Source organism: Petrotoga sp. DB-2 (genome assembly GCF_054051725.1).
Genome location: NZ_JBSVZD010000002.1, coordinates 98,058 through 119,461, shown reverse-complemented (window position 1 = coordinate 119,461; position 21,404 = coordinate 98,058). Strand labels below are relative to the sequence as shown.

The following is a 21,404-nucleotide window of genomic DNA, read 5'->3' as shown; positions in this document are numbered from 1 at the left end:
ATTTGTATAATTATTTATGGAAATTTCAATTTAATTGTGATACAATATTTCGATTCGAAGCAGTTACTAGAGGTGAATATATTGGTTGGACGGTTTCTTTTGAAAGATATCCCGATGGTTTATGGCAGTCAAGATGACATTTATTCTTTTATCGAAGACCAAATAGGAAAAGAGAAGCTTTGGATAGTTACTTTAAATGCGTTGATGTATGTGGAATATTTAAAGGGTAACGAATATTCTAAAGCCATTAGTAAAGCTTCTTTTTCCATTCCTGATGGGGTGGGAATAGTTAAATTACTCAAAAAGAAAGGAATTGAGACGGAAAGATGCCCCGGTATAGATACAATGAAATATTTATTAGAATTGTCTGAAATAAATAATTATAGAATATTTTTGCTTGGGTCAGAAGAGAGAGTGGTTGGACAAGCTGCTCAAATAATTGAGAAAATGTTCAACGTAAATATTGTTGGATTTCATCATGGGTATTTTGATATAAGTGCTGAACGAGAGGTTGTTCGAAAAATTAATGATAGTAAAACAGATCTCCTTTTTGTGGGGATGGGAATTCCAAAACAGGAATCCTTTATTTTCCGAAACTATGAAACGTTACAAGCAAAGCTTATGATGGGAGTTGGTGGTAGCTTTGACGTATTTGCTGGTGTTACAAGAAGGGCTCCTCTTTTCTTTCAAAAGCTTGGATTAGAATGGTTGTATAGAATGTTTGAAGAGCCCCATCGATTCAAAAAATTACCTGATTTATTTAAATTTTATATGAATTTGTATAGAAATAAAGATTAATTATATAAATTCTATATTTAGACGCGAAATCTCAGAGGAAATGTTCAGATAACAAGTGTAAGATGCTTCCGAGAAATTATCAGAAACATAAGTTCCATCTTCTCTTTGATACATTCGTTCAACATTTTTGAAGCTCAAATCTCCAATGTGATTCAATACTAAAGCGACATCCCCTGGCAATTTTATATTTATTGCTGAAACTTCAGAGTCTACGTCAACTGTGGTATTATCCTTTTGAGATGGTATCAAAGTGATTTTAGATGCGGTAGATTTTATTCTTACTTCTCGTGTTTTAATTTGTCTCAGATCAAAAAAGGCTACGCTAATGTTCAATTTTGCTTGATAATTGTAATTAATATTTTCGTTTAAATATACAGTTATCTTTGCTCGTTCAGGTACTTTTACGTTGGATACTTTCAGCTTGTTCAAAATATCGACTTTAGAAGAGTCATATTCTTTCTTAAAAGAATATATATCATTATCAATCACAGCTTTTACTTTTACAGGTGTCTCTATCTTAGAAGAGTCAATAGTTACAGAGCTCCAATCTACATCTGTTGATAAATCAAGTGTGTCACCTATAAATTTAGGAGGAAGATTTTCAGATATTATCGATTTGTTAATCTTTAAGTGGGGCTTTCTTATATGGAACAGCCCTTTAAATCCAGCAGCAATAATATAAGATGCGATCATCAATAGAACCAATTCCCAAAAATTTAGTGAAGTGGGGAACAACTCAAATGTGTCTAGCAACAGTATTATTCCAAATATTAGACTTCCTAAAGTTCCTACGTTTCTTTTTTTGAAAAAGGTTAGTCCGTATCCAAGAAAAATCAATGTAAAAAAGAATTCTAACAAGTTAAAACTAACTAAGAATTCGTTGAAAATGACTGATAAAACTATTAAAATACCTAGCGCGATCAGTATTAATCTTCCTTGCATAATTACTCCCCCCTGTCCTTTAAAAATTTTTCTGCAAGCTCTTCAGAGTATCCCAACTCTTTTAAAAGTTCTATCGCAAAAGATCGAGAAATCTTTCCCTCTTTTAATAAAGACAATATCTTTTTTTCTTCAATGGTTAAGAATTCGTCGCCTTTGGAAATATCTTTGCTTTCTTCTTTCTCCACTTCTTCTATGATTTTCTCATGAAGTTCTACACCTTTGATACTAATATCTCCACTCATTACATTAATTTTTAAAACTCTTTTTTTGGGCATAGTAGAAGAATCACTACTTTGAACTAAATCGACGTTTGATCTTATAGATGAAGAATATCTATGTATTGGAGCTTCTAAATAGATTTTCTCTCTTCCTTGAACTATTAGATTTATATCTCCGGAAGCAGTGTTTACCGTACAATAAAAATCTTCACTTAGAGAATCTACAAAAATATCACCACTAGCTGATTTAAAGTTTGCTACTTTCACGATAGAATTTTTTATTGAGACATCACCGGAAGCCACACTTAACTTAAGATTTACAATTTTAGAGTTTTGAACTAGAACATCGCCACTAGCCATGCTAAAATCACCATATGATATATTTACGTTGTGAATTTCAAAATCTCCAGAAGCTCCTTTTAAAATCAATTCATCCATCTCACTGTTATTTAAGTCGATACTCACATCCCCAGACCCAGTATCCACCCTTAAAGATTTCAAAGTTTTAGTTTGATTAGATCCAATAATATCTACATCTCCTGATCGTGTTTTGATCGCTAAATTATATAAGTTGGTAGAATCCAAGTCCGTTTCTATATCAGCTGAGGATAAGTCTAACGTTATATCGTTAACTTGATCACCTATGTACAAATTAATAGGTACTTCATGGAACATTTTAGAGAAAGAAAAAAATTTTGATAAGAAATCACCTTTTTCATAATCAATGTCGATTGATACGCTTGTACGATCTGAATTCCAAGCAGTCCGGACGTTAATATCTTGATCTCCGTATTCGAGATATGTTATTTCACTGTGGCAAATTTTTATTCTTCCGTGAAAATTTTTGGCCTTTATTTTAATAACTTTTACATCATTCAAATCAATCTTTTGCATTCAAAATCACTCCTTTTTATTTTTTGTACTTTTTTAATAATTCTTTTGCTTCTTCAGGGGTAATTTCTCCTTTTTCAATTTTTTCAAGAATTTCAAGGGTTTTTTCTCTACTTTCAATGTTTTCAGACTCGTACCCCATTGCTGTGGCAACTTCTTCTAATCTTGCTTTTGCTGTAGGATAAGAGATACCAAGTTCTTTTTGTAATTCCGATAAATTTCCTCTAACCTTAATAAAAATCTTCAAAAAATTTAATTGTTGGTTTGTTAATTGAGCAAATTCTTCTAATTCGAAATTGCCAGATATTTCAGTTCCGCATTCTTCACATCGATATTTTATGATATTTAACTTACCCCCACATACCGGGCATTTGGATAAACGGTATTTTGACATATTAGGACCTCCTATTATTTTTTATGTTTTTGATGATATTTTGATAGACTCTCACGTTATTTTGAAAAAATTATAACATAAAACTTTAAAAATGTCAAGTTTCAATGCAAAAATTTTGATTTTCTAAATAAAAAAATTAAACTAAAGGTTTTAATATAAAAATTTTAAAAAAAGGGGTAGGTATTTGATATAATCGATGATATAATATTTATTGCAATTCAAAGAAAAATTACACTTTGAGGAGGTCCAATCGTGGCAATAGACTCACCTAGTTGGTTAAAAAGTTCTGTAATTTATGAAGTTTTTGTTAGAAATTATGGAAATGCTGGAACCTTTAATGATATATACAACGATATTGAACGCATTAAGGCTTTGGGGACAGATATACTGTGGTTTATGCCTTTTTATCCTATTGGGAAAGTTGGTAGAAAAGGTACTCATGGAAGTCCTTATTCGATAAAAGATTACGAAGAAATATCTAAAGAAATTGGAAATAAGAGGGATTTTAAAAGATTGATAGACAAGGCACATGATAACGGATTAAAAATAATGATCGATATTGTTTTCAATCATACCTCTTTGGATTCAAAGCTGGTTGAAACACATCCAGAATGGTTTGTGAAAGATGAAAACGGAAAATTAACCAGAAAAGTTGAAGATTGGATGGATGTTTACGATTTGGATTATGAGAATAAGGATTTATGGGACTATCTAATAAAAGTTTTAGATAGCTGGGTTGATCTTGGCGTCGATGCTTTTAGATGTGATGTAGCACCACTTGTACCTTTAGAGTTCTGGAAAAAAGCTAGAGAACGATTGAACCAAAAAAAGGAAGTTATTTGGTTGGCAGAAACTCTTGATCCAAAATTTATTCATGATCTCAGAACTAGAGGGTACAATGTTCATTCAGATTCAGAGGTATATCAAAGCTTTGATCTTACATACGATTATGATGGCTTCTATTATCTAAAAAGTTATTTTTCTGGGGAGAAAGATTTGAATCATTATTTTGATCATGTTTTTTTGCAGAATACAATATTTCCAAAAAATTCTATTAAGATGCGTTTTTTAGAAAATCATGATAATCCAAGAATAGCATCAGTTTTAGAAGGGAAAAACAAGATCAAAAATTGGACTGTTTTCTATAATCTTTTGCCAGGAGCTTCTTTAATATATGCTGGACAAGAATTAATGATGGAAAAACTACCTAACCTTTTCGAAAAGGATCCGATTAAGTGGGACAAAGGTGATTATGAATTTTTAAGCTTCTTTAAGAAGATTGTTAACATGACCAAAGAGATTAAATCAACCTGTGACCAATTTTCTATTCGAGAGTTATCTGAGGGTATAATAATGATCAAATGGAGTGGAGATAAAGATGAATACATTACCATATTGAATTTGGAAGATAGATATGGAAAAATACCAGTAGATTTTACTTTATATGGGACTGATTTAATAACTAACGAAATTGTTTCTATACAATACTTCTTTGTAATCAGCAAATTACCTATTATTATTAAAACAAGATAAAATATTGTATAATCTAAATTAACCTTAGATTGATATAATGGAGGCATATTAATGGGAATTTTTGAAAAGTTCAAAAATGGTTTGAGTAAAGCGAGAAATACCATATTTAAAAATATCAAAACTATTTTTTCAGGTAAAGTTCTTGACGATGATGTATTGGAAGAATTAGAAGAGATTTTAATAATGTCTGATATGGGTGTTGAAGTTTCCCATGAAATTTTGGAAGAGTTAAAAAGTAGATATAAAGCTGATAATTCTTACAATGATCCCCTTTTATTATTGAGAGATATTTTAGTGGAAAATTTACAGAAAGACGAAGTAGTTAACGACTTTCAGCAAAAACCTTATGTAATATTAATTGTTGGAGTAAACGGTAGCGGTAAAACTACAACTGCTGCTAAGTTAGCAAAGATGTATTCTAGCCAAGGTAAAGAAGTTGTTTTAGCTGCCGCGGATACATTTAGGGCTGCTGCAATTGAGCAGCTTAAAGAGTGGGGTAATAGGTTAAATACCACTGTAATAGCTCACCAAAAAGGTTCAGATGCCGCAGCCGTGGTGTACGATGCAATAACGCACGCAAAATCAAGAGGTAAAGATGTAGTGTTAATAGATACTGCAGGACGTTTGCATACAAAAAGCAATTTAATGGATGAATTGAAAAAAATAAGGCGTGTGGTTGAAAGGGAAGTTCCAGGAGCTCCTCATGAAACATTGTTGGTTCTTGATGGAACGACCGGCCAAAATGGTATTTCTCAAGCAAAGGCTTTTAAAGAAGCTATAGATATAACGGGTATAGTCGTGACTAAACTGGATGGAACCGCCAAAGGGGGAATAGCTTTCGCTATAAACCATGAACTCAATATTCCAATAAAGCTAGTAGGATTTGGGGAAAAAGAAGACGATATACAAATCTTTGATCCGTTATCCTACTGTGATGCTTTACTAGGTGTTGATGAAGTAGAATGAAAGATTTTATTAGAGATTTTGCAGTTTGCCCAATATGTCAAAAAGAATTTTCATTTGATAAAGTAGCTTCAACGTCTATAAAAGTAAGTTCTTATGATTTAGATTTGAAACCTGAATACAGAGATATTAATGTATCTCTCTATTCTTTAGTTACTTGTCCTCATTGCTATTTTACTTTTCAGGAAAAAGATAAAGATTATATATATGAATACTTAAATTCTCAAAACATCGAAGAAGTTAAACAGTTTTTAAATAATATAAATAAACTATCCCTTCCAGAAGTAGATAATTCTTCTTCAAAATCTCATGAATATTATGCAATTCAACTTATGATAGCAGCCAATATTTATGCTATTTTGGGGCTGCCTAGTGAAGTAGTAAAAATTCTAGTAAAATTTGCTTGGTACTACCGGGAACAAAATGAAGAAGAAAAAGAGTTAGGAATACTTTACTATTGTGGAAAGATAATTGAAAAGAACTATGAAACATTTTCAGAAGAAGATTATATATTTTCGCTGTTTTATCTAGGCTATATAAATTATAGATTGAATAATAGAAAAGAAGCGGCGAAGTTGTTTGATTATTTATTAAAAAATTATAATAATCCTGCAAATCCGTATTTAAAGGCTGCAAAATTTCTAAGGGGTGAATTAAAGTGAGGAAATTATTTTGGATTTTTCTGTTAGGTCTGGTATTTTTTCTATCTGGGTGTACAGTTTTTCAACCAACCTCTCAAGAAACCACTTTGCCAAGCGAGAACTTAGAGTTAATTCAAAATCAATTGGATGAATTGGATGAGCGTTTAACTCAAATGGAAGAAAAACTTAATACCTTATCTGACGAAATTTATCAAATTTCAAAGAATAACAGTTATGCTTATGATATGACAAAAAGTTTAAAAGATCAGTATACCAATATTGATAGCAGGGTAGTAACCTTGGAAAATTATCTGTATGAAGGGCGGAGTTCTGAATCTATTGATAAACTACTAGATTTAGATCAAAGGGTGCAAAGTTTAGAGGATCAAATTAACAATGTGTCTCAAAAAAATGTTAATAATACTATAAACACTGATTTAAATCAAAGAGTATCGCAATTGGAAATTCAAATTACAGAATTACAGAATGTTGTGAACAATATTCCCAAAAATGATCAAAAGATCCTTTTAGATAGTGTGAATTCATTAACGGAAAAGGTTAATAGTTTAGAACAAAGTTTTAAAAACTCTGAGTTTTACTTTTTGGAAAACGGTAATATAAAAGAACTCGTTCAACAAGAGGTAGACAAACTTAATTTAGAAAAATATGTGGAAAACATAGTAGATTATAAAACGGAAGAGACCGTATCTAAATTTTATTATAAAAACCAGAGTGAAGATATTTTGAACGTAAAATCTTTAGAAAATATGGTTGCTTCTTTAGATAAGGAAGTAGACAATATAAAATATGAGCTTCAAAAGGTTATCACTCAACCACCAAATTCATTAAACGAGAAATACCTTGGTCAAATACAAAATATTGAAATGAAGATCGATCAACTTTATAGCTCTGTAGGAGAAGCCGAGGCTAATTATTTATTTGAGAATTCAAACGAAGTTAGGTATCAAGTTAAGTCGGGGGATACTCTAATAAGCATTTCAAATGCCTTTAAATTAGGAAACAATGGTGTTCAAATTATTTTGCAAGCCAATAATTTACAATCCACGAATATTAAAGTAGGGCAAGAATTAATCATACCGGTGAATAATATTGAAGAGTATATAAGATGGCCTTTTCCTAAAACTTCACCTGCCAATTATAAAAATGTTGTTGTAAGGTTTGGAGAAAGGAATGCTGCTGGAGTTTCAAGCGGGATAGGAGTTTTGGTTCAAACCGAACAAGTTTATCCTGTCATGCCTGGAAGAGTAATTGAGACTGGAAAATTATCGAACAACAATTGGTATATAAAAGTGGATCACGGAAATGCTATTATAAGTGTCATAGGGAATTTAAAAACACCGTATGTTGATGAAGGTAAATGGGTTGATTCGAATACATCGTTAGGAATTGCTCAAGCAGGTAGTATTGTTACAGTTGAATTATGGAAGAACGGAGAGCCAAGAGACCCTTTGAAACTTTTTTACAATATGATTGGAGAATTCCAGGCAACTTACTATACAGAATGGGATGACAAACTTGTTTATTCTCCAACTTTTAGGTTAACAAGGTCTGGAGAAAAGCCAACACCCTACAAAACAATTGCAGCAGATCCCGATGTCCTACCTTTAGGAACGATAGTATACATACCTGAATTGTCAGATCTTCCAAATAATGGGTATTTTGAAGTTCAAGATACAGGAGCCAAAGTTTTGGGAAATAAAATTGATATATATGTAAATGATGTAAGGTTAGCTAATAATAGTTTACAGAATTTAACTGTTTACGTTGTTGGTAGAAAATCAGATGTATAGAGGTGTAATGTTTAAGAAGTTTATTTGATGTATTTCTATGAAGCTTTAATTTATTATTGAACAACGATGAAACGTTTATTTTAAAAGGAGGAATAAATAATGTCGCTTACTGTCAAAAGCAGTTATGCTTTAAGAGCTTTGTTTGAATTAGCCGTATTAACCGAAGATGAAGGAAAAGAAAAAGTACCTATTAGTGAATTGTCTGAAAGGCAAAACATACCAAAAGATTTTCTTGAAAAAATCTTTATAGAATTACGTGATGCAGGAATTGTAAAATCTGTTAGAGGTAAATTTGGTGGATATGCTTTGGCTAAAAATCCAGAAGATTTACGGTTAAGTGAAATTATTCAAGTTTTAGATAAACCCCTTCAATCTTTTGATTGTATTGTTGGAGAATGTTCGTTGGAAATAGAGTGTGCCGTTGAATTTGTATGGAAAAGGGTTAATAATTCTATCATGTTAGAGCTGAATAAAATGACTTTGCAAGATATAATTGATTACGGAAGAAAAATTGCACAGATTAAGATCTCAGAAAATGTAGGAGGTAGATTAAAAAAAATAAATGTTTAATAAAAAAGTATTAATGCTTATGAGTGGTGGGGTAGATAGCTCTGTTGCTGCCTATCTTTTGAAAGAACAAAATTATCAAGTTATAGGGCTTCATTTCAAAACGGTGAGCGATATTGTTTTTTCAATGATCCCTGAAAAAAAGAAAGTTTGTTGTAGTCCTTCAGATACACAAGATGCCTTAAAAATTGCAAATAAGTTAGATCTCGATGATTTTCAGATCGTTGATATAAAAAAGGAATTTAAAGAAAAAATAATCAATTATTTTATAAATACCTACAAAGAAGGTAAAACACCTAATCCTTGCATGTTATGCAACAGGTTTTTTAAGTTTGGGAAAGCTTTAGAGATAGCTCATAGCTACGGTGCAGATTTTGTTTCCAGTGGTCACTATTTAATGAGAGAGTATTCTGAAAAGTACTCTACCTATGTTATTAAAAAAGGCGTTGACCAATACAAAGATCAATCATACTTTCTATCGTACATAGGCAGAAATACTCTTCCCAAATTGCACTTTCCATTGGGAAATATGTATAAAGTTGAAATCAGGGATATAGCAAAAAAAATAGGGTTAAGCGTAGCAAATAAACCTGACAGTCAAGAATTGTGTTTTATTCCTGATAACGATTATAGAAGATTTCTGAAAGAATATGGAGTTAATCCTGAAGAAGGAAAAGTTTACGATTTAGAAGGAAACGAAATAGGAACTCACACTGGATACATGAATTACACTATTGGTCAACGTACCGGGATAAGCTACTATAAAAACGCAAATGTGAAATTACATGTATATAAAATACTTCCTCAAAAGAATGTTCTTATAGTTGCACCTACTGAAGAAATGTATTCTAAAGAACTTATTGTACAAAACGTCAACTTTTTTGTAGATTTCAAAGAAATAGAAGGATTTTGTAGAGTTCGTAAAAAAAGTGAAGAAAAGCCCGCAGTTGTTAAAAAGACCGATGATCATACTTTAAAAGTAAATTTTAAAGAACCTATATTTGCCGTTACACCTGGTCAATTTGCAACAATTTATGATGAAAGCGGTGTTGTTTTAGCTTCTGGTGTAATCAATATTTATTGAAATGGGGGAAATTTGATAATGGGAATCAGGGACGCAGCATATCCAGGGAGTTTCGATCCAATAACCTATGGACACGTTAATATAGTGAAAAGAGCGAGTGAAAGGTTTGACAAACTTTATGTTGTTGTTGTGAATAATCCCAACAAAAAGTATCTTTTTTCCCTACAAGAAAGGATTGAAATGGTAAAAAAGGATTTAGAGGGTATACCAAATGTTATTGTTGAATCTTTTGATGGTTTGTTGGTAAATTATTTAAAAGAAAAAAAAATTTATAATTTAATAAGAGGTTTAAGGGCGGTCAGTGATTATGAGTATGAACTCCAAATGGCAAACGCTAATCATATGCTTTTTCGGGAGTTAGAGATTTTCTTTCTGATGGCTGATACTGATTTTTCTTACATTTCTTCGTCTATGATCAAAGAAATCGCATCTTACAATGGAGATGTCAGTAAATGGGTTTCTAAATTCGTCGAATCAAAATTACAAGAAAAACTATTAAAAAAATAGTAATAAAACAATAATTTTCTTATTTTAATATTCAATTAATTGTGTTAAAATACAGTGGTTTTATCGATCGTTATGGGTGGGGAGTTGGGCGAAGGTGGTGTTAACATAAGGTTTTATTTTTTTAAAATCAGTAATAATAAGTATTAGGAGGTATTTTAAATGGATGTATCAATTGAAAAGATAAAGAATCTTAGAACTTCAACAGGAGCGGGAATGTTGGATTGTAAAAATGCTTTAGTAGAGGCTAACGGGGATATAGATAAAGCCGTTGAAATTTTAAGAAAGAAAGGTGCTATAAAAGCTGCAAAGAAAGCTGGAAGAGTCACCAACGAAGGTATAGTTTATTCTTATATTCATCATAATGAAAAAATCGGTGTTCTTTTATTATTAGGATGTGAAACCGATTTTGTAGCTAGGACTGAGGATTTCCACGATTTAGCTAAGAAGATTTCTCTTCAAATTGCATCAATGAATCCAAAATGGATTTCAAGGGAAGATGTACCTCAAGAAGTTGTCGATAAAGAAAAAGAAATTTACTTAGAAGAGTTAAACGATTCCAGCAAGCCTGAAAATATTAAGGAAAAGATTGTAGAAAATAAATTGGAAAAATTCTACAGCGAAAATTGTCTTCTTGAACAGGAATATGTTTTTGGTGAAGGGGAAAGTATCAAAGACATCATTAATTCTACGATAGCTAAAGTAGGAGAAAATATAACGGTAGATAAATTTGCTAGATTTGCAGTTGGCGAATAATAAAAAGGTGGAGTTTTCCGCCTTTTTGCTTTATTTATAGAGTAGAAACTTTTTCTTTTAACTATAAAACTGCATTCTCGTATTTAAAAGGAGGCCCTATGTACAAAAGAGTATTACTAAAATTAAGTGGGGAAGCTTTGAGTGGTGAAGGGGGAAAAGGATTTTCTGAGAAAATGTTAACATATCTGGTGAACGAGATCCAGAAAATCCATAGTTTAAATATTAAATTGGGGATCGTCATAGGAGCTGGCAACATTTTTAGGGGAAAAGAGCTGAAAGATTTCCGAATTCAAATGGCAGATCAATTAGGGATGTTGGGCACTGTCATAAATTCACTCTATCTTAAAAATGTTTTCGAAAAGAATGGTATAAAAAGTATAGTAGTTTCCCCGATTGTTAATTTGCCTTCTGTAATGCCACTTAAATATGATTTTATTGAACAGTATTTTGAAGCTGGGTATATTGTCTTATTTGGTGGCGGAACTTCCAACCCTTTGTTCACTACGGATACTGCTGCCGCATTGAGAGCGATAGAAATGAATGCAGATATACTTGTTAAAGCCACCAAGGTGGATGGAATATACGATAAAGATCCAAAATTATTCGAAGATGCCAAAAAATATGATATCATAACATATGAACAAGCAATTAAAGAGCAAATAAAAGTAATGGATACAGAGGCTTTTTCAATATGTGAAAAAAATAATCTTTCCATATTGATTATTAATTTTTTCAAAGAAGGGAACTTGCTTAAAGCTATAGAAGGAGAGAATATAGGCACTAAAGTCAACTACTAACAAATTCTCATTTAAGCCCGAGTTATATTCGAGATTTGAACAAAAATATAAAAAGATAAATTTCTGGAGGTGTTCTTTGATGGAAAAGTTTTATGATGAAATAGTATCAGTAAAAGCGAGAGAGGTATTAGATTCAAGGGGAAATCCAACCGTTGAAGCAGAGGTTACTTTATCTACAGGTGTAACGGGCTCAGCTATTGTTCCTTCAGGTGCTTCAACAGGTAAATTTGAAGCTTTGGAATTGAGAGATGGTAATAAAGATTATTACCTGGGAAAAGGTGTTACTAAAGCGGTGAACAACGTAAACAACATTATTGAGCAAGAAGTCGTTGGATTGAACGCCTTTGATCAAGTTAACGTAGATAGAGTGATGTTGGACTTAGATGGAACAGAAAACAAAGAAAATCTTGGCGCTAATGCAATATTAGCTGTTTCTATGGCGGTGGCGAGAGCTGCAGCAAACTCCTTAGGGCTCCCTCTTTATAAGTATTTAGGTGGAGTGAACGCCAAAGTTTTACCCGTACCAATGATGAATATAGTAAACGGTGGACAACACGCTGATAATAATTTAGATATTCAAGAGTTCATGATTATGCCCGCTGGATTTAATTCATTTAAAGACGCTTTGAGGGCAGGAGCCGAAGTCTTCCATAATTTAAAAAATATTTTGAAAAAAGAAGGGCACATAACTTCTGTTGGAGATGAAGGTGGTTTTGCTCCAAATTTAAGTTCGAATGAAGAAGCTATAAAATATATTATTAGAGCCATACAAGCCGCTGGTTACGAACCTGGTAAACAAATCTTCATCGCTATGGATGCGGCTGCTTCCGAGTTTTACAATGAAGAGACAAAGAAATACTCTGTTGATGGAAAAGAAATGAGTGCCTCTGAATTAGCAGATTATTATATATCATTAATTGATAAATATCCTATCAAATCATTAGAAGATCCTTTCGATCAAGAGGACTGGGAAGGTTACTCTGAATTCACTGCAAAGGTGGGAGACAGGGTACAAATAGTTGGTGATGACTTATACGTTACTAATGTTAAAAGATTGCAAAAAGGTATAGATTTAAAAGCTACAAACTCTATTTTGATCAAATTGAATCAAATAGGGAGTGTAACAGAGACTCTCGATGCCATTGAATTAGCCTACAAAAATAATATGACTGCCGTTGTATCTCATCGTTCTGGAGAAACGGAAGATACCTTCATTGCCGATTTGGTAGTAGCTGTAAATGCAGGCTTTATTAAGACTGGCTCACTCTCGAGAACCGACAGGATAGCAAAATATAATCAATTGTTAAGAATCGAAGAAGAACTTGGTGCAACAGCGCAATATAGAGGATTGAATGCCTTTTATTCAATTAAAAAGTAGTGTATATTTAAATTAAAATAGTTCATTAAAAAACCGGTGAAGTAAGAAACCACCGGTTTTTTTAAATAAATATATTTATTATAATACTTGAACGAAATTATTTTTATCATACAAAATCAATTCTTTTTACCTGATAATCTTTCTTTTCCAATTTTTTTATGAGATACTGCGTTTTTAATTTAAAATACTCAGAGTTATTCTCCAATTCGAAACTTATATAAATTTCCTTCTCAAAACTCTGTATATGTGCATCTACAACCCCAAAGTTATTGGTCAAAAGGATTAAATTTAACTTTTGGTTCATTGTCTTATTCTGATAACTTTTTGAATTATTTTGATATTCTCTATCAATGGTAAAAAATATGGGCATCCCAAAGATCGAAAAAAACATCAGTGGCGTTTTTGTTTCTAAGCTTAGATTTTTGATAGTTAAGTAAGAACTTAATGTTTTATCCACTATATTATTTTTTTTGATAATTTGGGATTCATTTTTATTAAGCAAGATATTCTTATCTTTCTCTTGCAAGGTTAATAATTCTTTCATTAGCCTTATCTCGTTTTTAGAGAAAAAATCCGGATTATTCCTTTTAGAAATATATGCTCTTATCATATCTACGATTTTATTGGCAGAATGAGAGGGAGATAAGACGGAGTTTAAGGTATCTTTAAAAGATTTTAGAAGTGCAGCTACTATCTTCTCAGTTAGTTTTTTAAAGGAAGTTATCTCGCGGGTTTCCAAATTATCAAATTTTAAGTTTTTCAATTGTCCATTTAGGGTTCGAGAAAATTCCGAGAGCCATATTGATGCTTTAAAATTTTGTGATTCGGTGATGTTAGGAGATTTAAGATTAATAGCATCGATATCTTTAAAGTTTGGGAATTTCAAACTTAGTTTAAAGCCATCTTTTGATGACTCACCCAAATATTTCATCTTAATTGGACCATCTATATTATTTGTTTTTTTTTGTGATTTTAAAAAATTTAAATTTACCCTAATACCTGTTTTAAAATGTTGATTGCTTTGATTTTCTAGTAGGAAAAGAAAATCTTTAACACCTATTATAACTATGTTATCCTTTGAATAAAGAACTGTACCTACTATTCTATTAATATTATTCTTCTTTGCGTAATCCAATAAAAAGGAATTATTTTGAGAAAGGATTAAACTCAACAATTTGTCATACATTGTAATTACCTACTCTTCAAGATCATCAAACAAACCCAATTCCAAAGATTTTTTAACAGATTTATAGCGTTTGATTTTGGAAGTAACCAACTTCTCCGAAGTAAGCAATTTCTCTTTCATCATTATGTATCTAACTTTATTGGGGGCAGTGAAGTACCAGTTGTTAAAAGAAGAAGAATATTCAGGTACGTTTACTTTGTATTTTGTTCCAATTACCGCTCTTGATTCTATTTTTTCTATTGCTTTAATTTTTTTAAAATAAGTAATTGCATTTTGCGTTCTTCCAATACTAATATTCAAATTTGAAGCTATTTCGCGCACACTGGTATGGGTAACTGTATGATCGTACCCAAGTCCGTAGCTCATGTTGTACAAGTATAAATATACCTTTGCAAAAGACGACGGGGTTAGTTGCAAAATATACATAAGTACCTTTTCTGGTATCTGTATGAATGGTCTGACGGGTCGATATTCAAATAAATTTACGTTAGTATCTTTTTCACCTTTTGTTCTAGGCATTAGCTTTTTTCCTCCCATTCTTCTTTATTAATAACTTCCCCGTTTTCTAAAGTGTATTCTTTTAATTTATAATTCCTATCAAATGTGGCAGAAAGGTGTATTCTGTTAAAACAATTTGAACCGATATATTCTTTATTTATTTTGTACTCTCCTGTATCGTAATCCGTAATAAAATCGTAGCCTTTCCTAAGATAACTCCTAAATTTCTCTCCACATTTTGAACATTTGAAATATATGACTAATGCATTTTTTTCATCGTAAAAAACTTGTTTATCCGTGGTTTTAGAAATGTCTGACTTATTTCTTTTAAAAAAGTTAAACATTGTAAATGTCCTCCTTTTTGATCAAAATTAAACAATATACACCTTAAAAAGTTGAACAACTCAACCTTTTTTAAAAACTGCACAATTACTTCTCAATCTATATTGAGATTATATCATAATTTATACGTTAAGTTAAATATATCAGATTATGGGGAATTACAAAAAAATAACAGTAAATAAAAACGATTAAACCCGTTAAACTATAAAAAACTTTACTTGCGAATAAAGCAAAATTAAAGTATAATAAAAGTTAAAGTTTAATTAAAAATCATATCCATACATGTTATACGAGGGGTGATTATTAATGGGAGATAGCGCAACAAAGACCGTGGAAGAAGAAAGGGAAACAGAAGTTTTATACAAACTTGAAGATAGACCTCCGTTTTATGAGACGGTTGTTCTGAGTATTCAGCACATGTTAGCAATGTTTGTCAGTATTGTGACTCCACCATTGATAATTGCAGGTGCAGCGGGTCTAGATCCATTAGAGACAGGATATTTTGTAAGCATGGCATTAATTATCTCAGGGGTAACTACTTTCATCCAAGTAAAACGAATTGGGCCTTTAGGAAGTGGGCTATTGGTAGTTGAAGGAACGAGTTTTACTTTTGTTCCGATGGCGATTGTCGCAGCAAATGTTGGAGGGTTACCTTTAGTTCTAGGGATGGCTCTTGTTACTTCGCCTGTTGAGATGATTTTGAGTAGGTTTTTAGCTCAAACCCGAAAGATTTTTCCTCCACTGGTGTCTGGTACCGTTGTTATGTTAATAGGCTTTGGCTTGATAGAAGCCGCCATAACGGATATCGGAGGAGGTGCAGGAGCAAGCGATTTTGGGAATATTCAAAATTTATCCATTGCTTTGTTTGTATTAATAATTATCATAATTGCAAATGTATACGGAAAAGGTATCATAAAAGCAGCAGCCGTAGCAATTGGTTTAATGGCAGGATATCTCGTTGCAATACCGTTGGGTATGGTAGATTTTACCCCTATTGTAGAAGCCGGATGGATAACCGTTCCGGTTCCTTTTAAATATGGGTTATCATTTAATTGGAAACTTATTATTCCTTGGATTTTAGCATATATTATTACAACAATTGAAACAATTGGTGATCAAACAGCTATTGCTGAAGTAAGTGGTGAACCAATCGAAGGTGAAGTACATGAAGAAAGATTAAAAAGAGGAGTTTTGTGGGATGGTGTAGGCAGTGCTTTAGCAGCTGTTTTCAACACTCTTCCTAATACAAGCTTTAGTCAAAATACTGGAGTTATCCAACTAAGCAAGATCGCAAGCCGAGTCGTTGGGTATGGTGTGGCAATTATTTTGATATTACTCGGTATCTTTCCAAAAATAGGTGCTCTAGTGAGCGTTATGCCTGCACCTGTCTTAGGAGGAGCAACTATAGCTCTTTTTGGTATGGTTGCTATGGCGGGTATGAAAATTGCGGTAAAAGGCGGAATAGACGATAGAAAAATGTTTATCTTAGCGCTTTCTTTAGCTTTAGGATTAGGAGTCAGTTATAGGCCTGATATAGTGAATCGGCTTCCTGAATGGTTAGCTGTCATTTTTTCATCTAACATTACTGTTGGCGCTTTGACGGCTTTTATTTTAAACCTCATCATGCCAGAACAAAAAAAAGAAAAGAATGAGTACAAGGCTTAAGTTTACTTATTGCCACTTATGAATAAATTTGATTATTTATGATTAATCCCGTTTATTGATCTTTATAGACAACTAAGAAAGATTAAGTTGAATTATCAACGAAAATCAAGTTTTAATTATTTGGTCAAAAAGATGTATAATATTAGGTTAATGAAGAAAAAAGGTTTTGATCTTAAAAGTGTATCAAGGTGAAGCTGTTTCGATCCCTAGTATGAGAACATATCTAAAAAATATTTAAAAACTTAGGAGGAATAAGATGATAGATTTAACTGTTAACAAAAATGTGCTCGAAAAAGCGATAGAAAGGGCTAAAGAAAATAATATTATTATACCAACCTTTGCACAAATGAGAGATCCCGGCTTAATTCCCGAAAAAATCAAACAAAGGTTAAAAAATATAGGTTTATGGGATGTTAATTCATACAACTTATTTAGAATTACATGGAAAAACGAACCGGTTCCAAAAGGTGGTTTATATGGCGATGTAAATTACTTTGAGTTACCATCTGAATTAACAGGCGTTAAAGCTCGAATCGTGGCATTGGTAGGTAAATGGTTCCCAACCGGCTCCCACAAGGTTGGTGCCACCTTTGGGTGCCTTGTACCAAGGCTTGTAACCGGTCAATTTGATCCTACTACTCAAAAAGCCGTTTGGCCTTCAACCGGAAATTATTGTCGTGGAGGTGCATACGACGCGCAGCTTTTGGGATGTGAATCCATAGCTATATTGCCTGAAGGTATGAGTAGAGAAAGATTCGAATGGTTATCAAAAGTTGCAGGGGAAGTAATTGGAACACCTGGAAGTGAAAGTAACGTAAAAGAGATATTCGATAAATGTAATGAATTAAAGTCTACTCACGACAATGTGGTTATTTTCAACCAGTTCGATGAAATGGGCAATCGTTTGTGGCATTATGTAGTTACAGGTCCCGCTATGGAAGAAGTCTTACAAAAAATCCTGGGGGAAAAAGACAGATTGGCAGGAACCGTACTCACTTCAGGATCCTCTGGAACGTTGGGTTCAGGAGAATATTTAAAATCTAAGTACCCAAATAGTAAATTAGCTGTCTCAGAGGCACTGCAGTGTCCCACTTTATTATACAACGGATTTGGTGCCCATCGAATTGAGGGCATAGGAGATAAACATGTGCCTTGGATTCATAACGTTAAAAATACCGATATGGTCATGGCGATAGATGACAATGATGCTATGAATTTAATAAGGCTTTTCAACGAACCTGAAGGGAAAGACTTTTTAAGAAAACAGGGAGTCTCTTCATCGGTAGTAAATAATTTATCTTTACTAGGAATCTCTTCTATTGCAAATGTTCTCTCCGCTATAAAATTTGCCAAATACTACGAATTAACAGATAAAGATGTTGTGATGACAGTATTCACTGATTCAATGGAATTATATGATTCTAGGCTTAAAGAGTTACAAGAACAAAAAGGTAAATATTCTGAACAACAGGCTGCTGTAGATTTTGAGAAGCATCTAATGGGGGTAAAAACAGACTTTATTCAGGAACTGAGTTATTATGATAAAAAAAGAATACACAATTTAAAATACTATACTTGGATAGAACAGCAGGGTAAAGAATTAGAAGAATTGAACGAGCAATGGTACAACGATGAAGAATATTGGGGTAACGCCTTTGAAATTGCAGATAAAATCGATCAATTAATAATTGAATTTAACAAAAAAACGGGATTATTAGGCTAAATTGGAGGGGAGAAAACTGAAATATGTAAAAGATTTGGTTTGTATTTCTTGTGGGGAAAAATACGAAGCTTCACCTACACAATATCTTTGCCCAAAATGTGGAGAAAAAGGTATTTTAGATGTTGAATACGATTACGAAAAGATAAAAAAAGATTGGAATAAGCAAGATTTAAAAGCAAATCCTGATCCATCTATATGGAGATATTCACCACTCTTACCAATAGATCCTAACACCCCTAAGCCACCCTTGAGGGTGGGAGGAACGCCTCTATATAAAAGTAATATTATGGCAAAGCTACTAGGTATAGAAACTCTTTACATAAAAGATGATGGTTTAAATCCAACAGGTTCATTGAAAGATAGAGCGTCTGCTATAGCCGTTGTAAAAGCACAAGAGGCAGGCATGAACATCGTCGCCTGTGCTTCCACTGGGAACGCTGCCTCTTCGTTGGCGGGGAACATAGCGTCTATGGGAAATGAAATGAAGGCTGTTATTTTTGTTCCCTCGCGAGCCCCGATCGGAAAGGTCACTCAGTTGTTGGTTTTTGGAGCTTTAGTTTTATCAGTAAAGGGATCTTATGAAGAAACTTTTTATCTCTCACAAGAAGCTATTGATAAGTGGGGATGGTATAACAGAAACGCTGCGATTAACCCCTACTTAGTTGAAGGTAAAAAAACTTCTTCAATTGAAATCGCTGAACAATTAAACTGGCAAATGGTTGATTGGTTAGTTTACTCTGTGGGTGATGGGTGTACAATAGCAGGTGCTTGGAAAGGCATGTATGATTTAAAACAATTAGGATTCATCGATAAACTACCGAGGTTATTAGGAGTGCAATCTGAAGGTTGTGCACCAATTACTCAGGCATTTAAAAACGGTACAGATCTTGTTCCTGTTCCAGAAAATACCATTGCTGATAGTATTGCTGTTGGAAAACCTCGAAATTATATAAAAGCTATCAAGGCTGTTAAAGATTCCGATGGTAATATGATCAACGTTACAGATGATGAAATATTAAATATGATAAAAATCTTAGGAAAGAATACCGGCATTTTTGGTGAGCCGGCAGGAGTGGCAGGGTTAGCTGGTATAAAAAAAGCTGTTGAAAACGGTATAATCAAACCTACTGAAAGTGTTGCGGTTGTTGTTACTGGGAATGGACTAAAAGATATTAAAAATGCTGAAAAAGCCGTAGGAGCTCCGCTAACTTTGCAACCAGATTTAAAAGAATTATCTCAATTATTAAAGGATTATAATTTTTAATAATTTATTTAATAGTTGAACGATATTTTTTTTGTTATCATAAATCTACCACAATAATCTATATGAAAAATAAAATTATTTTCAAGAATTAGATGGTGAAGCCATGTTTCTTTATCCTTATATGGGGTGGGCTGCGGGGCGAAGGGGCGCTAAATTAGATATAGATTACATTTTAAAGTACTTTTTAGAGTTTCTAAAAGTAGTAAACTATTGAATAAAAGGGGGGTTCATTAAAATATATGAATTACCAACAAATACTATCAAAAGCAGAAGAGTACAAAAAAGATATGACTAGATTTCTTAGGGACATGATTGCTATTCCGAGTGAAAGTGGAAAAGAAAAAGAGGTTATTTTACGAATTAAAGAGGAAATGGAAAAAGTAGGTTTCGATCGAATAGACATCGATCCTATGGGAAACATTCTAGGTTACATCGGCAATGGAAAACACTTAATAGCTATGGATGCTCATATAGACACAGTAGGTATTGGAGATATAAATTTATGGAATTACGATCCGCATAAAGGTTACGAAGATGAGGAAATTATAGTTGGAAGAGGGGCAAGTGATCAAGAAGGCGGGATGGCTTCTATGGTTTATGGAGCCAAGATTATCAAAGATTTAGATTTATTTGATGATTATACCCTATTAATTACTGGAACAGTTCAAGAAGAAGATTGTGATGGACTCTGTTGGCAATATATCATCGAAGAGGATAAAATTAAACCTGAATTTGTTGTTATTACAGAACCAACTTCTTGCAATATATATAGAGGCCAACGTGGGCGGATGGAAATTAAAGTATCAACGCATGGTATTAGTTGTCATGGTTCAGCTCCGGAAAGAGGAGACAACGCTATATATAAAATGGCTGACGTTATAAAAGAGCTCCAAGTATTACACACTTGTTTAAAAGATGATGATTTCTTAGGAAAAGGTAGTCTGACAGTTTCTGAAATCTTTTTTTCTTCTCCTTCAAGATGTGCGGTTGCAGATGGTTGTTCAATATCTATAGATAGAAGATTGACATGGGGTGAAAATTGGAATGATGCGTTAAAAGAGATTAAAAACTTACCTTCATCTGCAAAATACAATGCCGATGTGGAACTTTACACTTATGAAAAGCCATCCTACACTGGATTAGTATATCCCACACAAGCTTATTTTCCTGCCTGGGTACTATCGGAAGATCATCCTGCTTGTAAAACTCTCATAGATGCATATCAAAACTTATTTGAAGAAAAACCATTGGTAGATAAATGGACTTTTTCCACCAACGGTGTTTCAATAATGGGAAGGTATGGTATATCGTGTATTGGATTCGGTCCGGGACATGAAGATCAAGCACACGCTCCCAACGAAAAAACTTGGAAAAGCGAGTTAGTTAAGGCTGCTGCAATGTATGCATGCATTCCTAAACTGTACGTTCAAAAATACTCGTAAAAGGAAG

21 protein-coding genes are annotated in these 21,404 nt (G+C 32.9%); 15 read left to right on the top strand and 6 right to left on the bottom strand.

The genetic code is table 11. The features are described 5' to 3' along the window. Nucleotides 1-81: 81 nt before the first annotated feature. A complete protein-coding gene (locus ACW9JY_RS01615; RefSeq protein ID WP_457283131.1) occupies nucleotides 82-798 on the top strand; it encodes a WecB/TagA/CpsF family glycosyltransferase in 717 nt (238 codons plus the stop codon). On the opposite strand, the gene ACW9JY_RS01610 is transcribed toward ACW9JY_RS01615, so the two are convergent. From ACW9JY_RS01610 to ACW9JY_RS01600, 3 genes are read right to left on the bottom strand one after another with little or no spacing between them, the layout of a single operon-like run. Further along, on the bottom strand, nucleotides 799-1,740 hold the full coding sequence (locus tag ACW9JY_RS01610) for a hypothetical protein (RefSeq protein WP_457283130.1): 942 nt from the start codon (nucleotides 1,738-1,740) through the stop codon (nucleotides 799-801). Nucleotides 1,741-1,742: 2 nt separating this feature from the next. Beyond that, nucleotides 1,743-2,852, bottom strand: coding sequence for a DUF4097 family beta strand repeat-containing protein (locus ACW9JY_RS01605; RefSeq protein ID WP_457283129.1), 1,110 nt, complete (start codon nucleotides 2,850-2,852; stop codon nucleotides 1,743-1,745). A gap of 16 nt (nucleotides 2,853-2,868) precedes the next feature. Then, nucleotides 2,869-3,243 (bottom strand): DUF2089 family protein, encoded by a 375-nt coding sequence (locus ACW9JY_RS01600; RefSeq protein WP_457283128.1) that lies wholly within the window; start codon nucleotides 3,241-3,243, stop codon nucleotides 2,869-2,871. 252 nt (nucleotides 3,244-3,495) lie between these two features. Between ACW9JY_RS01600 and ACW9JY_RS01595 the strand changes: the two genes are divergently transcribed. The 10 genes from ACW9JY_RS01595 to eno all read left to right on the top strand — a co-directional run bounded on the left by ACW9JY_RS01595 (nucleotide 3,496) and on the right by eno (nucleotide 13,277). Further along, entirely contained in the window at nucleotides 3,496-4,776 is a 1,281-nt protein-coding gene (locus tag ACW9JY_RS01595; RefSeq protein WP_103077884.1) for an alpha-amylase family glycosyl hydrolase, read from the top strand. Between the two features lie 51 nt (nucleotides 4,777-4,827). Further along, nucleotides 4,828-5,742 (top strand): signal recognition particle-docking protein FtsY, encoded by a 915-nt coding sequence (gene ftsY / locus ACW9JY_RS01590; RefSeq protein ID WP_457283127.1) that lies wholly within the window; start codon nucleotides 4,828-4,830, stop codon nucleotides 5,740-5,742. Further along, nucleotides 5,739-6,401 (top strand): DUF2225 domain-containing protein, encoded by a 663-nt coding sequence (locus ACW9JY_RS01585; protein ID WP_457283126.1) that lies wholly within the window; start codon nucleotides 5,739-5,741, stop codon nucleotides 6,399-6,401. The genes ftsY and ACW9JY_RS01585 overlap by 4 nt, the downstream gene beginning before the upstream one ends. Beyond that, complete coding sequence (locus ACW9JY_RS01580) at nucleotides 6,398-8,191, top strand: LysM peptidoglycan-binding domain-containing protein (RefSeq protein WP_457283125.1); 1,794 nt, start codon at nucleotides 6,398-6,400, stop codon at nucleotides 8,189-8,191. The genes ACW9JY_RS01585 and ACW9JY_RS01580 overlap by 4 nt, the downstream gene beginning before the upstream one ends. A gap of 99 nt (nucleotides 8,192-8,290) precedes the next feature. Further along, nucleotides 8,291-8,761: an RrF2 family transcriptional regulator gene (locus ACW9JY_RS01575; protein WP_103077888.1), complete on the top strand. Its 471-nt coding sequence runs from the start codon at nucleotides 8,291-8,293 to the stop codon at nucleotides 8,759-8,761. Next, entirely contained in the window at nucleotides 8,754-9,842 is a 1,089-nt protein-coding gene (mnmA, locus tag ACW9JY_RS01570) for a tRNA 2-thiouridine(34) synthase MnmA (RefSeq protein ID WP_457283124.1), read from the top strand. Before ACW9JY_RS01575 ends, mnmA begins: the two co-directional genes overlap by 8 nt. Before the next feature lie 18 nt (nucleotides 9,843-9,860). Beyond that, nucleotides 9,861-10,349, top strand: a complete 489-nt coding sequence (gene coaD, locus ACW9JY_RS01565) for a pantetheine-phosphate adenylyltransferase (protein ID WP_103077890.1) — start codon at nucleotides 9,861-9,863, stop codon at nucleotides 10,347-10,349. A 159-nt stretch (nucleotides 10,350-10,508) separates the two neighbouring features. Beyond that, nucleotides 10,509-11,102: a translation elongation factor Ts gene (gene tsf / locus ACW9JY_RS01560; RefSeq protein ID WP_103077891.1), complete on the top strand. Its 594-nt coding sequence runs from the start codon at nucleotides 10,509-10,511 to the stop codon at nucleotides 11,100-11,102. Nucleotides 11,103-11,200: 98 nt separating this feature from the next. Beyond that, nucleotides 11,201-11,899, top strand: a complete 699-nt coding sequence (gene pyrH / locus ACW9JY_RS01555) for a UMP kinase (protein ID WP_457283123.1) — start codon at nucleotides 11,201-11,203, stop codon at nucleotides 11,897-11,899. A 79-nt stretch (nucleotides 11,900-11,978) separates the two neighbouring features. Further along, on the top strand, nucleotides 11,979-13,277 hold the full coding sequence (gene eno / locus ACW9JY_RS01550; protein WP_457283122.1) for a phosphopyruvate hydratase: 1,299 nt from the start codon (nucleotides 11,979-11,981) through the stop codon (nucleotides 13,275-13,277). Nucleotides 13,278-13,383: 106 nt separating this feature from the next. Here the strand turns inward: eno and ACW9JY_RS01545 are convergent, their stop codons facing one another. From ACW9JY_RS01545 to ACW9JY_RS01535, 3 genes are read right to left on the bottom strand one after another with little or no spacing between them, the layout of a single operon-like run. Next, nucleotides 13,384-14,463 carry a hypothetical protein gene (locus tag ACW9JY_RS01545; RefSeq protein WP_457283121.1) on the bottom strand — a complete coding sequence of 360 codons (1,080 nt, stop codon included), beginning with the start codon at nucleotides 14,461-14,463 and terminating at the stop codon, nucleotides 13,384-13,386. Between the two features lie 9 nt (nucleotides 14,464-14,472). Beyond that, the gene (locus ACW9JY_RS01540; protein ID WP_457283120.1) at nucleotides 14,473-14,982 is read right to left on the bottom strand and encodes a hypothetical protein; all 510 of its coding nucleotides are present in this window, start codon (nucleotides 14,980-14,982) and stop codon (nucleotides 14,473-14,475) included. Then, complete coding sequence (locus tag ACW9JY_RS01535) at nucleotides 14,982-15,305, bottom strand: hypothetical protein (protein WP_103077896.1); 324 nt, start codon at nucleotides 15,303-15,305, stop codon at nucleotides 14,982-14,984. The genes ACW9JY_RS01540 and ACW9JY_RS01535 overlap by 1 nt, the downstream gene beginning before the upstream one ends. Nucleotides 15,306-15,609: 304 nt before the next feature. Between ACW9JY_RS01535 and ACW9JY_RS01530 the strand changes: the two genes are divergently transcribed. From ACW9JY_RS01530 to ACW9JY_RS01515, 4 genes are all read left to right on the top strand, one after another. Continuing rightward, on the top strand, nucleotides 15,610-16,968 hold the full coding sequence (locus ACW9JY_RS01530; RefSeq protein ID WP_457283119.1) for a uracil-xanthine permease family protein: 1,359 nt from the start codon (nucleotides 15,610-15,612) through the stop codon (nucleotides 16,966-16,968). Between the two features lie 256 nt (nucleotides 16,969-17,224). Then, nucleotides 17,225-18,691, top strand: a complete 1,467-nt coding sequence (locus ACW9JY_RS01525) for a phosphoribosylaminoimidazolesuccinocarboxamide synthase (protein ID WP_457283118.1) — start codon at nucleotides 17,225-17,227, stop codon at nucleotides 18,689-18,691. Nucleotides 18,692-18,707: 16 nt separating this feature from the next. Further along, complete coding sequence (locus ACW9JY_RS01520; protein ID WP_457283150.1) at nucleotides 18,708-19,955, top strand: threonine synthase; 1,248 nt, start codon at nucleotides 18,708-18,710, stop codon at nucleotides 19,953-19,955. A 239-nt stretch (nucleotides 19,956-20,194) separates the two neighbouring features. Further along, a complete protein-coding gene (locus ACW9JY_RS01515) occupies nucleotides 20,195-21,397 on the top strand; it encodes a YgeY family selenium metabolism-linked hydrolase (protein ID WP_457283117.1) in 1,203 nt (400 codons plus the stop codon). Nucleotides 21,398-21,404: the final 7 nt, after the last annotated feature.